This is a genomic window from Slackia sp. CM382, from assembly GCF_000293015.1.
In the GTDB taxonomy this organism is placed as follows: domain Bacteria; phylum Actinomycetota; class Coriobacteriia; order Coriobacteriales; family Eggerthellaceae; genus Slackia; species Slackia exigua.
This window is the reverse complement of the sequence record NZ_ALNO01000001.1, coordinates 284,076-299,830: the sequence shown is the minus strand read 5'-3', so window position 1 is coordinate 299,830 and position 15,755 is coordinate 284,076. Positions and strand designations below refer to the sequence as shown.

The window sequence follows — 15,755 nt, the reverse complement described above, 5'->3', positions numbered from 1 at the left end:
TTCCGATCGTCTGTATGACGCTTCCATCTTTTTTGATTTCTGGGGCGTTCTATCCGCTCGCATGTGTCTCCATGGCGGTTCTCGCCGTCTCGTTCGCAGTGCTTGCCTGCATGTGGTGTTCGGTATCCTGCACGCTTCCCGCACGAACGCTGCTGACGATATGCGTCGTATCGTTTTTGGGAACCTGCGCGATAAGCACCGCATTCCTGCTTCCTCAGCCGATGCCGTTTCTTCTTGCGGCATGCACGCCGGCCATATCGGCCGTCTGTTGGATGAGGTCGTCGAAAGCCTGGGGAGCATCCAGGAACGGCAAGGGATTGCGCGATGCATTGCGGGGAGGGCTTTCGAAGGCCGTTGGGATCCTGATTCTCTTCCTCTTGTTGAGCGGGGTTCTTCGCGGGCTTCTATACGGCGGTTCCGCCGGCCTCCTTTCTCTTTCGGATACCCTGAAGCCTTCGGCCATAGCGTTCGGCCTTGCGTCGTGCGTCCTGATCGTCATCCTGGGATCATCGGAGCGGCGCCCTGTGTTCGAATATGTATGGAAGGGCCTGACGGCGCTGTTCTTTCTGGGGCTGTTCCTGCTCGTCTTCATGGACGGGGACCAAGGCGCCGCAGGCAGGTCGATCGTGATAGCCTCGCGAACGTGCCTCAACGTGTTTCTGTTCGTATGCCTTGCGATGCGCGCTCAGGAAAGGCGTGTGAGCGCTGTTGTTGCCGGAATGGTATTCCTGCTGGTGGATGCGGCGTCGTCGTTCCTAAGCTATGGAGTTGTGCCGATGGCGGCTTCTCTGTTGCCGAATGCTGTCGAGGTGTATGTGGCGCCTTGTGCCGCCGCCGTCTCGTTCATCTTGATGTTCGTTTCTTTCAATATTCTCGGTAGCTGCATGTTCGAGAACAGGGCTGAATCCTGTGATTCGATGGCAGTTCGCGATCGGTTCGAAGAACGCTTGGACAGCCTTGCGAAGCGATATGGTTTAACGGAAAGAGAAAAGGACATAACGAAGCTGATCGCGCAAGGAAACACGGTTAAGAAGACCGCTGCTCTTCTCTACGTTTCTCCTGGTACGGTGCAGTCTCATATGAAAAACATCTATCGGAAGCTCGACGTGCATTCCCGGCAAGAGGTCATCGATATGTGCCATCAAGATGATCGCACGGTGTCATGATTGAAAACTATGCAGTATCGTCCTGCTGCGCGCGCGGCCGCCATTCGACTTCATGCATACATGAGCTTCCAAATATCGAAGGGCCTGCGTGCAATTTTTGATGCGCGATCTTTCGACTCCTTTTTGATGGGGGAGGGGCTTTCAGTCTCCTTTTTGAGACAAACCGTCCTTCTATGCATGATGAAATAGGATAAAATTTAGTCCATAATAATGGACTAAATAAAGTACGAACAAAGGTGATTCATATGCCCGCAATCTATCCTTCAACCGCATTGAAGAACGAGCAACGTGCGTTGAAGGCCATCGCGGACGAGGAGGTCGTCTACATTACCGAGAATGGGCGAGGGAAATACCTGTTCATGTCTCAGGAGGTTCATAATCGCGAGATAAAAGAAGCCGTTGAAGAGGCGCTGTATGAGTTCCGTATGGCTGAGGCGCTTCGTGCGTCGCACGCCGATTACGCAGAGGGCCGGTCGTATTCGACGCGCGAAGAACTTATGGCGGCTGTTGCGGAGAAGCGAGCTGCTCGTGCCCAGGCTTGAGTTTTCGGATCGATTCGCCGACGATCTGTCGCGCGTGACTTCGTGCAAGGTTGAGGCGAACATATATGCCGTTCTCGACAACGTGGAGGCTTTCGGGGAATTTGGCTCAAGGCTCATTCTCGATTCGATTCTTCGTGTCTTCGGCGAAGGGGTTCGCAAGGTGGTCGTGAGCCCATTTGATCTCATATGCACGTATTATCCCGAAAAAGACCTGGTTGCTATAGAAACCTTGATCAGTCGGAGGATGGCACGGTAGTCACACCCGCATCAGGGCAATTCGTGTCTGACGGGGAGATGGTTCTAGGCGATGCGTCCTACGCATCGATCGTCGTGATGCGCGAAAAGCCGAAGAGGTTTTTCAGGACGCTTGCGCAGAAGGGTCATAGACTACGCATCGATTGGGAAGTCATCCCCCAGGCTGTTCACCACGTCGGCCGACGTTTGCTTCATCCAGCCGATGGGGTCGTCCTCCTCGGACAGCACGTTGTGGGTGCTTGCCAGCGCAGGCGTGTAGTCCTTCAGCGCGTACACGGCGAAGGCGCCTTCCTGCTCATGCATGACCAGCGGCGTCCACGATACGTTCTCTATCCCTACGCTGCCATCGTCCGCCTTCACGAAGTCGCAGGTCAGCATTCCACCCAGGTCATTGATCATGTGCGGTGCGTCATGGTGCGACGTGAAGTTTCCGAGCGAATACGCGCACAGCGTGCGATGCCCGCTTCCGTTCGAATTCGCGATCCAGGTCAGCGGCCCTATCACGTGCGGATGCGAGCCTAGGATCACGTCCACATCCAGATCGGCCAGCAGCTGCGCGTATTTCAGCTGGTCCGCATCGGGCTCTATCTGGTTCTCGGTGCCCCAGTGCATGGCGACCATCACGACATCCGCCTGTTCCTTCGCGCGGTCCACGTCCGTTCTGATGCGGTCCTCGTCGATGAAGTTCACGGCATAGGGCGGCACATCCGACCTCTCGAATCCGTTCAGCCCGTACGTGTAGTCCAACAGCGCGAATCTGATGCCGTCGCGCTCGACGATGGCGAGCGTGTCCGCTTCTTCCTGGCTGCGTGCGGTGCCGGTGAACGCCACGGGCTGCTTGCTCCACACGTCGCAGGAATGATCGAGCGCTCCGTACAGCCCCCAGTCGTAGCTGTGGTTCGACGCGGATGCCACGAAGTCGAATCCGGCGTCCACCACGGCGTCGGCCATGGCGTCGGGCACGTTGAACGACGGATAGCCCTGCGGGCCGATATCGTCGCCGCCCAGGTGGGTTTCTTGATTCATGTAGGCGAGGTCGGCCTGCGCCACATAGGGCCTGATCGGTGCGAACAGCGGCCGAAAGTCGTATCGACCGTCGCCGGCTTCTCCCGCGGCGGCATCCGCCTGTTCGCTTATGGCGACTTCGGGCAGGTTGTCGCCAACGGCGACGAATGTCACGCGATCGGGATCGTTTTCGGGATGGGTCGCGGCGGGCTCGGCTTCTTGATCGGCCGTTCGTCCGGCAGACGACGTGCAGGCGTACGCTATCAGGACGACGGCGGTCGCAGCGATGAGGATGGCGACGAGCGGAAGCCATCGGGAACCGCCGACGGGCGCGTCGTTCTCTAGCGGCACGCCGCTGGCCCTCGGCGTGCCCTGCCGTCTGGTCGGTCGACGACGATGTTCTGCATCGGAGGCCCTCATGCGCGCATCCCTTCGCCTAGCGGCGTTCGTGGAAGAAGATGCTCCAAGTATAACGGCGTGCCCTGCTCTTGTTCGATAAGGACGCGCTTCATCGGTCGATGTTCCTACGGCTTCCGGACTCGGCCCTTTCTTGAAGCCCTACGCGAACTCGGACACGTCGGCCGGCGTGATGCGCTGTTTCACGAGCCGGGCCAGCGGATCCAGGAACCCTCGCTCGCCGGCTGGCAGTCCTTCGTAGGCCATCTCCACGAGCGCGTCGCACATGTCGCCGGCGTTGCGCGAGAACGTCTCCGCCTCGTATCCGCGCTCCATGATCGCCGTCTTCGCATCGTCCACGTCCTGCGCATCCACGCCCTCGAACGCCGCGGCCAGCGCACCGAGCGCCGGTCCGTAGAAGATGCCCTTGATAAGCGCCTCGTAGGCGCAGGCAAGATCGATCGGCAGCGCATCGGCAGGGCGGATCTCCACGTAGGTCTTCAGGCGCGCGTCGGGCCATACCATCGAAAGCGCGTGCTCGATATCGGCGTGCGTCATCGTGCGGTCGGCGAAGATGTCCCCGAAGGTGCGCGTGTCGTAGCGCGCCTCGCCCTCGGCGTCCAGCGCCACCACGGCGGGCACGTCCAGGATATAGTTCGCGTAATCGGCGAACGAGAATCCCGCATCCAGGCATCCGGGGACGGTGTTGCAGCGGTCGGGATCGAGATACCGCCAGATCTCCGCCCGCATCAGGCGGTGCGGCGCGCGGGTTCCTTCGAATACGGGCGCGTTGTCGCACATGAGCGAAAGCAGGGGAGCAAGCGCGGAGGCGACGCGCATCTTGGCCGCGGCGTCTTCTTCGCTCGTATAGTCGATGGACACCTGCGTCGATGCGCTGCCGCGCATCATGCGCGGCCCGGACGGGGAGATGGCCGAAAGGTAGCGGTTCATGATGTCATAGCGCGCCTTGGGGATGAGCTCCTTGTCCGCGGCCACGAGCATCGGATCGTAGCCGAGCGCGACCATGCGGCCCGCAACCGGCGTGAGCGCCGCCGCCACGTCCCGCTCGAACTCGCCGAGCGCGAAGCGCATGTCGGCGATGGATTCGAAGGGACCGGCGGATATCTCCAGCTGCGCGGCCGGTTCGATCGTGACGTTCATATGCGGCTTCGCGACGCCCAGGATGTCGTCGCCGTGCATGCTGACGTCGGGATAGCGGGCGCTCAGCGTGCGCAGCACGTCGGCGACGCCGTTCGGCTGGCTGTACGTGAGCGGCTGGCCGGTGTTGTCCACGAGGAAATGCTCGATCTCCACGCCGAGCGTGGAGGCCTTCGGCTTGCACCCGTTCTGGAAGTATTCGACGAACGCTGCGACGTTCGCGTCGCGCGCCGGTTGGTCGGCATGGGCCGCGCGCGCCCCGTTTTTCTGGTCCATGGCCGCGCCTTTCTCTCAGAAATATGCAGAAATTTGCAGCTTTGAGCAAATTTCATACCGTTTTTTGAAAATTTAAACCAATTTAATGCAATTACCTGTATATTTTAGTCCTGCAAGAAGACCCACGAGCGACGCAGCGTCTCTTAGCTGCGTTTTTCCATAAGGAGGTTGGCATGACCAAACGTGCCGTGCGCCACGACGTCATACGGGACATCATCCGCCGCGGCACGGTTAAGACCCAACGCGACCTGGTGGAACAGCTGCGTGAAGAAGGTTACGACTGCACGCAGGCGACGGTCTCCCGCGACATCGCGGGCATGGGTCTGGCCAAATCCCGCGAAGGCTATTACGTGCTGCCCGAAGACATGCAGCTCAAGCGCATGGTGGGCGAACTCGTCGAAACGGTCGAGGTCGTCAACAACTTCATCGTGCTGCGCACCCCCTCGGGCATCGCCTCGGGCGTCACGGTCGCCTTCGACTCGGCGCGTTTGAACGGCGTGGTAGGATCCCTAGCCGGCGACGACACGGTCTTCGTCATGACGCGCAGCGATGAAGACGCCCTGCGTGTTGCAGACATCATCCGCAATCTCAAGAAGAGCTGACGCAGCGGAATCGCCTCAGTTCCGCGATTGGCGAAGGCGGGCTTCGTTCGGGAGCCCGCCTTCAGCTTTTTCGCGGCGGTTTTCGTCTTCGCGCTTCATGTCGAAAATGAAACGGAGTCTCGTCGTTTCATCCGAGCGTGCGCGCCGCTGATACAATGGGGCGCAATCCACGTGAAAGGATCGAATCGACCATGCATACGAAGGCATCCCTCCTAGACCACCTGAAGGCTTCGTCGCGCCGCATCGTCGCCGTGGCGGCGATCGCCTGCCTGGCCGCGTTCGCGCTTGCCGGCTGCTCGGACGAGGCGAAGGACAATTCCCGCACGCCGCTCCAGCTCGACCGCGCCTACATGGCCTCCATCAACGGCATCGGCGCCGATGTGGCCGACGATCTGTCCGGCTTCTCCGAATACGTCGCCGCTGGCGACGGCGCGTCCATGAAGCTCGCGGCGCAGAAGGCCGCCGACGACCTTTTGAAGATCGAGGACATCTCGGCTCCGACCGATCTTGCCGACGCGCATGAGGAATACGTCGCCGGCGCCAAAGATCTTTCCAGCGCCCTGAACGCCTATGTGGACATCTACAACGAGGCTCAGGCCGCAGGCTCTTCGGCCGACGCCGAGGTGTTCGCCGCCAAGATCGCCGACGTCCAGAAGACCTACGAAAGCGGCGTCGACCATCTGTCCAAGGCCGACGGGCTTGTGGCCGACGCCTTGGAAGCTGCGGGGGAGGATCCGTCCAATGCGGCATCCCGGTCCATGGGCGCGCTGCTCTCTTCGGCCATAGGGTCCGGCTCCGCATCCGGCGGCTCGGATGGCGCCGCCTCGGATGCAGGCTCCGCATCCGAGAGCGCTTCCTAAGGCGAAAAGGCTTCGCATTCGAAAGCGCTTCCTTGATCTTAAGGCGAAAGAGCCTCGCATCCGAGAGCATTCTGATGCTGCCCTGGGGATACATTCCCCAGGGCTTTTTTGTGCCGCGACGGCCCGCACGACCCTCCGCCGCTCACCGACGACAAAAGAACTCCATGCCGTTGGAATTCTGTGAACGGCACGTCCGTCCGCTCTTTGCCTTCGACCTGCGATTACACCAATTATGGGAATAGTTTTGCACCCTATCCACAATATCTTGTGGATAACGCCGAACATTATGGGCTTCGAATGTCGTATCATGGCACGGCCGGAAGACATCCGGGCAACCCGTGCACCACGCAATTCAGACACCGGCGCGAAGCCGTAGGGAGAAAAGGAAGAGGAGCGCATCCATGAAGATCATCAAGCGCAACGGTTCGGAAGTCGAGTTCGACATCTCCAAGATCGAAAATGCGATCACCGCCGCCAATGCGGAGGTTCCCGCCGCGCAGCGTCTGACCGACCGTCAGATCTCCTATGCGTCCCAGAACGTCGCCGACGCCTGCGCCGAAGCGGGCCATGCCGTCTCCGTCGAGGAAATCCAGGACCTCGTCGAAGACGAGATCATGAAGCTCGATCGCTTCGAAGTCGCGCGCAAGTACATCATCTATCGCTACGTTCAGGGCCTGAAGCGCCAGAAGAACACGACCGACGACAAGATCATGGCGCTGATCGAATGCAACAACGAAGAGGTCAAGCAGGAGAACTCCAACAAGAACCCTTCGGTCAACTCGGTCCAGCGCGACTACATGGCCGGTGAGGTCTCGAAGGACCTGGCCATGCGCGTGCTTCTGCCGAAGGACGTCGTGACCGCGCATAACGAGGGCGTCATCCACTTCCACGACTCCGACTACTACGCGCAGCATATGCATAACTGCGACCTGGTGAATCTGGAAGACATGCTGCAGAACGGCACCGTCATCTCCGGCACGCTGATCGAGAAGCCGCACAGCTTCTCCACTGCCTGCAACATCGCCACGCAGATCATCGCCCAGGTGGCGTCGAGCCAGTACGGCGGCCAGTCTATCTCGCTCACGCATCTCGCGCCCTTCGTCGACGTCAGCCGCCAGCGCATCCGTCGCGAAGTGCTCGACGAGATCAACACGCTGGGTTTCGAATCGTCGCCCGAGCGCGTCTCCGAAGTGGTCGAGAAGCGCCTGCGCGACGAGATCCGTCGCGGCGTTCAGACCATCCAGTACCAGGTGGTCACGCTCATGACCACCAACGGCCAGGCACCCTTCGTCACCGTCTTCATGTATCTCAACGAAGCCAAGGACGAAGCCGAGAAGCACGACCTCGCGATGATCATCGAAGAGACGCTCGCGCAGCGCTACCAGGGCGTCAAGAACGAAGAGGGCATCTGGATCACGCCGGCCTTCCCCAAGCTCATCTACGTGCTCGAGGAAGACAACGTGTCCGAGGGCTCGCCGTACTTCTACCTGACGCAGATGGCCGCCAAGTGCACGGCGCGCCGCCTGGTGCCCGACTACATCTCCGAGAAGAAGATGCGCGAGCTCAAGCTCAGCAAGGGCGAGGTCGAAGGCGACGGCGATTGCTACACCTGCATGGGCTGCCGCAGCTTCCTGACGCCCGATCGCTCGGGCAACGGCTACGACAACGTGGCCAACGCCGGCAACTACGAGCCGGGCACGCCGAAGTACTACGGCCGCTTCAACCAGGGCGTCGTCACGATCAACCTGCCTGACGTCGCGCTTTCGTCCCGCGGCGACGTGGATGCGTTCTGGGACATCTTCGAAGAGCGTCTGGAGCTCTGCCATCGCGCCCTGCGCGCCCGCCACGACCGCCTGCGCGGCACGCTGTCCGACGCCGCCCCGATCCTGTGGCAGCACGGCGCCCTCGCGCGCCTCGAGAAGGGCGAGACCATCGACAAGCTGCTCTACGGCGGATACTCGACGCTTTCCCTCGGCTACGCGGGCCTGTACGAATGCGTGAAGTACCTGACCGGCCACAGCCACACCGACGAGGAGGCCACGCCGTTCGCGAAGGCCGTCATGCAGAAGATGAACGACAAGTGCGCCGAATGGAAGGAAGCCGAGGACATCGACTACTCCCTGTACGGCACGCCGCTCGAATCCACGACGTACAAGTTCGCGAAGGCCCTCCAGCGCCGCTTCGGCGTCATCAAGGGCATCACGGACAAGGGCTACATCACCAACAGCTACCATGTCCACGTGGCCGAGGAGATCGATGCCTTCACGAAGCTGAAGTTCGAAAGCGAATTCCAGCGCCTGTCCCCGGGCGGCGCCATCAGCTACATCGAGGTCCCGAACATGCAGGACAACCTCAAGGCCGTCGTGTCCGTCATCCAGTACATCTACGAGAACATCATGTACGCCGAGCTCAACACCAAGAGCGACTACTGCCAGTGCTGCGGTTACGACGGCGAGATCAAGATCGTGGAAGATGACGGCAAGCTGGTCTGGGAATGCCCGAACTGCGGTAACCGCGATCAGTCGACGATGAATGTTGCGCGTCGCACCTGCGGCTACATCGGTACCCAGTACTGGAACCAGGGCCGCACCCAGGAGATCAAGGACCGCGTCCTGCATCTGTAGGCGCGTCACGTCGACCGGATGCCGCCGGCGGTCGGCGATGCGCGCACGGATCGGCAGGCTAAGACTTGAAGGCGGCGCTGCGCGCGATGCGTGCGGCGTCGCTTTCTGCGGGCTGGAGCATGAAGCGATGCATTACTCGACGATCAAATACTGCGATATCGCCAATGGGGAAGGCGTGCGAACAGTCCTGTTCGTCTCGGGGTGCCGCATGCGCTGCCCGTTCTGCTTCAACGAGGAGGCATGGAACTTCCATGCCGGCAATCCCTTCGACGCCGCCGTCCAAGACCAGATCGTCGAAAGCCTTCGCCCTCTGTACGTCGACGGCCTGAGCGTGCTCGGCGGCGAGCCTATGGAGCCGGAGAACCAGGCGGGCCTGGTCGATTTCCTCGAACGCGTGCGGCGGGAATTCCCCGACAAGACGATCTGGCTCTATTCGGGACATACGTTCGAGAATCTGACGCGCGGATCAGGGCATACCGAATGCACCGATCGCATCATGGCCACCCTCGACGTGCTGGTGGACGGCCCGTTCGTGCAGGCGAAGAAGAGCATGGGCCTGAGGTTTCGCGGGTCGAGCAATCAGCGCGTGATAGACGTGCCGGCGACGCTCGCGTCAGGCGAGGTCGTTCTCTGGGGCGACGACGCCCTGTACACGACGCGCGAGATGAAGCGGAGCTTCTGACGTCGACTCACGCATTCTTTTTCAGAATTCGATAATGCATGGTCCGGCAAGGTAGGTTCGAACGTTTCTCCCTCGCCGATCTTGAGAGGCCGATGTAAGGGCGATGAGCAAAGATGCTCTTCAATATGTGCTCATACTGACTGATTTTTTGCGGCAAATCAGCAAAAATGATAGTATCTTGACAAGATATAAAGAGAGAGGAAGAGACTATGATCATCTGCCTCGAGGTCGAGAACTATCGCTCTATCAAAGACCCGATCGAACTTCAGATGACGGCGATTAAGTACTATAAAGAATCGCAAGATCAGCTTATCGATCCCAAGCTTCCAGGTATGTCGGGAGTGAAAATCCTACGGTCAGCTGCTATCTATGGTCCGAACGCATCGGGCAAATCTGCTATCTGGCGTGCCTTGAGAACGATGCGGACAATGATACTGCGGTCCTCCTCTCTATCGGCCGACGATTCTCTTCCCTACGATCCGTTTCGTCTTGATACGAAAACGCAAGATCAACCGACCAAGTTTTCCGTTGTATTCACGACCCGTCATGACACGAGATTCGAATACGCATTCTCGTATACAAGAAAGCGGATTGTTGCCGAAACCTTATGCGCCTTTCCTAAAGGGATGAGGCAGGTCTGGTTCAGCCGTGCTACCGATTCGGAAGGAACGACGATAAATGGTTCTAGGTATTTCAGGATTCCATCAGCTATCAAACCTCTAGTAAACGACAATGCTCTTGTATTGTCGCTTATTGCGAACCATAGGAACGTTCCAAGCTCTGATCTGGCTATCGAGGTCGTCAACTGGTTTGCCGATGATCTCAACACGTATAGGGCGTTGGATGCGCATGAAGACTTTCCCTATACCGGCGAGATCCTTCATGGCGATAGCGGGACCGATTACCAGAGGGCTTTCATCAACGGAATGATGAGAGTTGCCGACCTCGGTGTTGAAGCAGCTTGTGTGGAGGTTCGACCTGCTCCGCCCATTCCGGATGAGATCAAAGACATTTTCGATGCAATGGGAATTCCTAGCATGAACGAGTACAGGACCGTAGTTCTGGAACATTCCGGCCACGAAAGCGCTATGCGGGTCGATCTTAATGACGAGTCGGATGGAACAAGGCAGCTTTTCGGATTGAGCGGGCATATTGCGCAAGCTCTAGAGTATGGATCAACCCTCTTTGTAGATGAGATAGATTCATCTTTGCATCCGATTATCGTAAGAGAGATCATTGAATCGTTCTTGAATCCTGAAAGCAATCCGAAAAATGCGCAGCTTATATTCACTGCACATAACCCATGTCTTCTAGAGCGTGGGCTATTAAGGCGTGATCAAGTGTGGTTTACCGAGAAAAGCCGAAATGGATCCACCAGCCTTTATCCTTTGTCAGATTTCAGACCGAGGACTGATGAGGCTATTTCGAGCGGATATCTGGTAGGACGGTATTCTGCTACGCCGGTAGTGCCTGAATGCTTCGGTCGATGCAGACAATGAGATGGGCAGTGATGTTCGTGAGTGGAAGATCTCATTCTAGAAAGCCAGGGAACAGGCGACCTGGAAGTCGTCTGTATATTCTTACCGAGGGCGCTGTGACCGAGCGAGAGTACTTCTGCTGCATAAGAGAAAGGCTAGGCATAGCAAAGGAGCTTGTCACCATCAAGAAGGCGCAATGCACGGATCCAAATGGCATGGTCGATGAAGCAATCAAATTAAAAAAGAAAAATGCGACAGAATCATACCGGGGCAATGATGTCGTTGTCGACCGGTGGTGGATCGTTCTAGATAGCGAATGCCGGTATAGCAACATGAGAGACGCTCTCGTGAAAGCGAAAAAGAACGGCATCTTGCTTGCCGTCAGCGATCCAAGCATTGAATTATGGCTTCTTCTCCATTTCAGATATACAACCGCCGCGTACGATTCGGCTTCTCAGTTGATTGAGGAATTGTCTAAAAGCCAGCTTCTTCCTGGATATGGCAGTCGCAATAAGAAACCGAAGATGGACGTTTTGTATCCAAGGATTCATGAGGCAGTACGCAATGCGCGCCGTTTACGGTCGAGCCATACGTGCAAAGGCAATACTCATCCACTGACAGACGTCGATCTTCTTCTCGACGATCTTGCCGCTCAGGCTTCTCCGGGCAATCGCCCTGAATATGCACACGATTTCGATTCGGGAGAGCTCTTTATGAATAGAGCCGGATATTGAGCAGCTGTGCTTCCAGACAGATGATACTCGTTCGGAATCATATGCATGTGGGGAGAGAGGCTTCGTCTAGGATTCGATGCCTCGACTGTATTCCTTTGGATGGCTATCCGGGCAATTTCTAGACTGCATTTCCATTCCTATGGTTCTGCCGATCATGCGCATGCAGTGCCGTCAGCCTCTGCAGAGAAGGGCGTCGATCGAGCAACCGAGCGCTTCAGCGAGGCTGGCCGCGGTGTCGAGGCGCATGGCCGATTGCCCGGTTTCGTACTGCTGGATGAGGTTCAGCGAGACGCCGGATATGCGGGAAAGCGTCGCCTGATCGAGTCCTCGTTCGGTTCTCAGGCCTTTCATCCGACGAGCGATTGCCTGCATGTCATAGCCCACGTCCGCCCCTCGATTCATCGATAATCACGTAATGTGTAAACTACGATGAATATAGCTGCACCTATTGAGCAAGTCAACACTATACGCTGGAGTTTTATTGTGGTAATGCCACCTAACGTGTAGAATCTCCTGTATTAAGGAGGTTCTCGTGAAGGGTAATTTCAAAGAGGCGCGCAAGCACGCCGGCTTGAGCCAGGACGACGCGGCCCGTGCGCTCGGCATTCCGTCGCGCACGTTCGGCTCGTGGGAACGCGGCGAACGCGAGATCAGCGCCGTCGACGCCATGCGCATCGCCGATATCTACGGATGCTCCCTCGATTACCTTGCGGGACGCATCTCATGGGAAGAGGAGCGGGCGCTTGCACGGAAGAAGCGCGTCATCGGATCGTTCGACGCCTTGACCGACCAGGCTCAGAAGATGCTCGTCGACTATTGCGCGGTCCTTCTGGGCAACCCGGATTGCCGCAAGGACCCGCACGGGGAATAGGCCTTTCGGAACTGAATGCCGGAAACGTCGACGCGGCCGCAAGGATGCGCATGGGAATTGGGCGCCATGGCCATTGACGCCGATGGTCGGGACACGGGCGGCAGGTTCCCGTACTCCGTTGCGCAACCTGCATTCAGCGGCCTAGATCACGTAATAGTTTCCCTCGTCAATGCGTTCTGCCAGGTCGGCCACCGTAATGCCGTCGAGGTAGTCGTTGATGACCTTGTCGAGCCCGCGCCACATCTCCACGGTACGGCACGATCCCATGCGATCGCAGGACGATTCGTCTTCGTCGAGGCAGGGAACCTGGGCAAGCCCGCCCTCGGTCAGGCGCAGGATCTCGCCTACGGTGTACAACGAAGGGTCGCGCGTCAGGCGATATCCGCCGCCCTTGCCGCGTAGTCCGACGAGCAGACCGTTCTTCACGAGCACCTTGAGGATGCTTTCGAGATATTTTTCCGAAATTTCCTGACGCCGGGCGATCTCCTTCAGAGGCGTGTACGAACAGGACATGTGTTCGGCCAGGTCGACCATGACGCGCAGGGCGTAGCGGCCTTTCGTTGAAATCATCATATGCTCTGCCTCTTCTCTCAATTTCATTACCCATAATATCACCAGGTTGTATGTATTTACAGGGAAGCGCATCATGAATCCCGCGCCGTCGTCTTGACTTTATCGCTCGAAGTAGGTTTAATCCCTCTAAACCTACTTAGTAGATAGGGTTATGCAGTGACGCATCTTCGGCACGACCCGTCTGCGTGTCCTCGAAAGGAAGCTGCCATGACCGTCTACACATCCATCGACCAGCTCATAGGCAATACGCCGCTCCTCGAGCTCAAGGGCATCGAAGCGAAGGAGGGCCTGAAGGCCCGCGTGCTCGGCAAGCTCGAGTATTTCAATCCTGCCGGTTCGGTCAAAGACCGCATCGCCAAAGCCATGCTCGACGATGCCGAGGCGCGCGGCAAGATCGGCCCGGGTGCCACGATCATCGAACCCACCTCCGGCAATACCGGCGTCGGCCTCGCTTCCGTGGCCGCCGCGCGCGGGTACAAGGTCGTCATCACGATGCCCGAGACCATGAGCGTCGAGCGTCGCCTGCTCATGAAGGCCTACGGGGCGCAGCTCGTCCTGACCGACGGCTCGAAGGGCATGAAAGGCGCCATCGCGAAGGCGCAGGAACTCGCCGACCAGATGCCGAACAGCTTTTTGGCCGGCCAGTTCGTCAATCCTGCGAATCCGGCGGTCCATAAGGCCACGACCGGTCCCGAAATCTGGGCGGACACCGACGGCGCGGTCGACATCTTCGTCGCGGGCGTCGGCACCGGCGGCACGGTGACGGGCACGGGCGCGTACCTCAAGGAGCAGAATCCCGCCGTCAAGGTCGTCGCCGTCGAACCGGCAAGCTCTCCGGTCCTGTCCGAAGGCACGTCCGGCTCCCATAAGATCCAGGGTATCGGCGCGGGCTTCGTGCCCGATGTGCTGGACACGTCCGTCTACGACGAGGTCGTCAAGGTCGAAAACGACGACGCCTTCGAAACCGGGCGCGAGATCGGCCGCCTGGAAGGAGTGCTCGTGGGCATATCCTCGGGCGCTGCGGTCTGGGCCGCCGTCGAGCTTGCGAAGCGTTCGGAAAACGAAGGCAAGACCATCGTCGCGCTCCTTCCCGATACGGGCGAGCGGTACCTGTCCACACCGCTGTTCGCCGAATAGGGAGGTATTCGGGTATCCGGCGGATTATGACGGGCGTTCCGCACGATTCCCGCATGGTTTGATGCGCGGAATGCAATGCGGCAGGGAAAGGAGGCTTCACATGATGATATGCGTGGATCATGCGGCTTCGATGCCGCCGCGTCCTAGGGCGCGCGCAGCCTTCGCGTGCGCTCTCGAGGCATCGTGGGGCAATCCGAGCAGCCTGCCCGGGGAAGGAGCGGTCCGCCGATGACGAAACGCGTCATGGTGGGCATGAGCGGCGGCGTCGATTCGAGCGTTACCGCATACGTGCTCAAACAGCAGGGATACGAAGTCATCGGCGCCACGATGCGCCTGCATGGCAGCGACCTGCCCGGCCGCGACGCGCACTCGTGCGCGAGCCGTGCCTGCTGCGGCCTGGACGACGTCGAGGATGCCAAGAGCGTCGCGCGCCGTTTGGGCATAGCCCATCGCACGATCGATTTCACCGATCGTTTCGAAGACGCCGTCATCAAGCCGTTCGTACGCGCGTACGAAACGGCGCGCACGCCGAACCCGTGCATCGACTGCAATCGCCGACTGAAGTTCGGAAGCATGCTTGAACGGGCGCTCGACCTGGGGTGCGACTATGTGGCGACGGGCCACTACGCGCAGATCGTGCGTCGCGGCGACCGATTCGCCCTCGTGCGCGGCGCCGATGCGTCGAAAGACCAGAGCTATGTGCTCTATTCGCTCACGCAGCGCCAGCTGGCGCGCACGCTGCTGCCGCTCGGCGGCATGCGCAAGTCCGAGGTGCGTGCGATCGCCGCCGAACAGGGCTTCATCAATGCAGACAAACCCGAAAGCCAGGATATCTGCTTCATTCCCGACGGCGACTACGTCGGCTTTCTGGAGCGCTATTCCGGCCATACGCCGCAGCCGGGAGAAATCCGCGATGAGGCGGGCGCGGTGATCGGACGGCATTCGGGCATCGAGTCGTTCACCGTGGGGCAGCGCAAAGGCATCGGCATCGCCGCATCGGAGCCTCTGTACGTGGTGGCGAAAGACGCGCGGGATCACGCGCTCGTCGTCGGGCCGAAGGATTCCCTGCTGTCCGGCGGGTGCGTCGCCGACGACTGGAACTGGATCGTCGATCCCGAGAACCTCGCATCTTTCGAGGTCATGGTCAAGACGCACTATCGCCAGACTCTGCATCCGGCGCGCGTGGAGCGCAGGCAGGACGGCACGGTCCGCATCGTCTACGCGTCGCCCGCGCGCCTCGCGGCGCCCGGCCAGGCCGTCGTCGCCTATCAGGGCGATGAGGTCGTCGGCGGCGGCACCGTCGTCTCGACGTTCTGATCGGCCCTGCGCATACGAGACGGGAATGAAGAGAGGTCGAACGGGATGTCCGCTCGACCTCTTCTTTCGGAAATTCCCG

The 15,755-nt window shown here is 59.2% G+C and carries 15 protein-coding genes; 11 read left to right on the top strand and 4 right to left on the bottom strand.

Annotation, left to right across the window (positions count from 1 at the left end):
* The first annotated feature begins 524 nt into the window (after positions 1 to 524).
* Both HMPREF1155_RS09030 and HMPREF1155_RS01220 read left to right on the top strand, forming a co-directional pair.
* On the top strand, positions 525 to 1,166 hold the full coding sequence (locus HMPREF1155_RS09030; RefSeq protein ID WP_162130804.1) for a helix-turn-helix transcriptional regulator: 642 nt from the start codon (positions 525 to 527) through the stop codon (positions 1,164 to 1,166).
* 245 nt (positions 1,167 to 1,411) lie between these two features.
* Complete coding sequence (locus HMPREF1155_RS01220) at positions 1,412 to 1,708, top strand: hypothetical protein (RefSeq protein WP_009076611.1); 297 nt, start codon at positions 1,412 to 1,414, stop codon at positions 1,706 to 1,708.
* A 387-nt stretch (positions 1,709 to 2,095) separates the two neighbouring features.
* On the opposite strand, the gene HMPREF1155_RS01210 is transcribed toward HMPREF1155_RS01220, so the two are convergent.
* Positions 2,096 to 3,319 (bottom strand): CapA family protein, encoded by a 1,224-nt coding sequence (locus HMPREF1155_RS01210; protein ID WP_009076269.1) that lies wholly within the window; start codon positions 3,317 to 3,319, stop codon positions 2,096 to 2,098.
* Between the two features lie 207 nt (positions 3,320 to 3,526).
* Positions 3,527 to 4,798 carry a glutamate-cysteine ligase family protein gene (locus HMPREF1155_RS01205; RefSeq protein WP_009076578.1) on the bottom strand — a complete coding sequence of 424 codons (1,272 nt, stop codon included), beginning with the start codon at positions 4,796 to 4,798 and terminating at the stop codon, positions 3,527 to 3,529.
* Between the two features lie 173 nt (positions 4,799 to 4,971).
* Between HMPREF1155_RS01205 and HMPREF1155_RS01200 the strand changes: the two genes are divergently transcribed.
* The 6 genes from HMPREF1155_RS01200 to HMPREF1155_RS01175 all read left to right on the top strand — a co-directional run bounded on the left by HMPREF1155_RS01200 (position 4,972) and on the right by HMPREF1155_RS01175 (position 11,778).
* Complete coding sequence (locus tag HMPREF1155_RS01200; RefSeq protein WP_009076386.1) at positions 4,972 to 5,400, top strand: arginine repressor; 429 nt, start codon at positions 4,972 to 4,974, stop codon at positions 5,398 to 5,400.
* Positions 5,401 to 5,591: 191 nt separating this feature from the next.
* The gene (locus HMPREF1155_RS01195; protein ID WP_009076191.1) at positions 5,592 to 6,260 is read left to right on the top strand and encodes a hypothetical protein; all 669 of its coding nucleotides are present in this window, start codon (positions 5,592 to 5,594) and stop codon (positions 6,258 to 6,260) included.
* A 401-nt stretch (positions 6,261 to 6,661) separates the two neighbouring features.
* A complete protein-coding gene (nrdD, locus tag HMPREF1155_RS01190; protein WP_009076043.1) occupies positions 6,662 to 8,884 on the top strand; it encodes an anaerobic ribonucleoside-triphosphate reductase in 2,223 nt (740 codons plus the stop codon).
* 127 nt (positions 8,885 to 9,011) lie between these two features.
* The gene (nrdG, locus tag HMPREF1155_RS01185) at positions 9,012 to 9,566 is read left to right on the top strand and encodes an anaerobic ribonucleoside-triphosphate reductase activating protein (protein WP_238319038.1); all 555 of its coding nucleotides are present in this window, start codon (positions 9,012 to 9,014) and stop codon (positions 9,564 to 9,566) included.
* Positions 9,567 to 9,775: 209 nt separating this feature from the next.
* Positions 9,776 to 11,065, top strand: coding sequence for an ATP/GTP-binding protein (locus tag HMPREF1155_RS01180; RefSeq protein WP_006363055.1), 1,290 nt, complete (start codon positions 9,776 to 9,778; stop codon positions 11,063 to 11,065).
* Entirely contained in the window at positions 11,041 to 11,778 is a 738-nt protein-coding gene (locus HMPREF1155_RS01175) for an RloB family protein (RefSeq protein WP_369791711.1), read from the top strand. Before HMPREF1155_RS01180 ends, HMPREF1155_RS01175 begins: the two co-directional genes overlap by 25 nt.
* A 171-nt stretch (positions 11,779 to 11,949) precedes the next feature.
* Here HMPREF1155_RS01175 and HMPREF1155_RS01170 read toward each other — a convergent pair whose 3' ends face one another.
* Positions 11,950 to 12,162, bottom strand: coding sequence for a helix-turn-helix domain-containing protein (locus HMPREF1155_RS01170; protein ID WP_009076072.1), 213 nt, complete (start codon positions 12,160 to 12,162; stop codon positions 11,950 to 11,952).
* A gap of 148 nt (positions 12,163 to 12,310) precedes the next feature.
* Here HMPREF1155_RS01170 and HMPREF1155_RS01165 point away from each other — a divergent pair, with 148 nt between their 5' ends.
* Positions 12,311 to 12,649 carry a helix-turn-helix transcriptional regulator gene (locus tag HMPREF1155_RS01165; protein WP_006363052.1) on the top strand — a complete coding sequence of 113 codons (339 nt, stop codon included), beginning with the start codon at positions 12,311 to 12,313 and terminating at the stop codon, positions 12,647 to 12,649.
* Positions 12,650 to 12,790: 141 nt separating this feature from the next.
* On the opposite strand, the gene HMPREF1155_RS01160 is transcribed toward HMPREF1155_RS01165, so the two are convergent.
* On the bottom strand, positions 12,791 to 13,222 hold the full coding sequence (locus tag HMPREF1155_RS01160) for an Rrf2 family transcriptional regulator (RefSeq protein WP_009076442.1): 432 nt from the start codon (positions 13,220 to 13,222) through the stop codon (positions 12,791 to 12,793).
* A 207-nt stretch (positions 13,223 to 13,429) separates the two neighbouring features.
* Here HMPREF1155_RS01160 and cysK point away from each other — a divergent pair, with 207 nt between their 5' ends.
* Both cysK and mnmA read left to right on the top strand, forming a co-directional pair.
* On the top strand, positions 13,430 to 14,359 hold the full coding sequence (cysK, locus tag HMPREF1155_RS01155) for a cysteine synthase A (protein ID WP_009076262.1): 930 nt from the start codon (positions 13,430 to 13,432) through the stop codon (positions 14,357 to 14,359).
* 228 nt (positions 14,360 to 14,587) lie between these two features.
* Positions 14,588 to 15,676, top strand: a complete 1,089-nt coding sequence (mnmA, locus tag HMPREF1155_RS01145) for a tRNA 2-thiouridine(34) synthase MnmA (protein ID WP_009076338.1) — start codon at positions 14,588 to 14,590, stop codon at positions 15,674 to 15,676.
* Positions 15,677 to 15,755 lie beyond the last annotated feature (79 nt).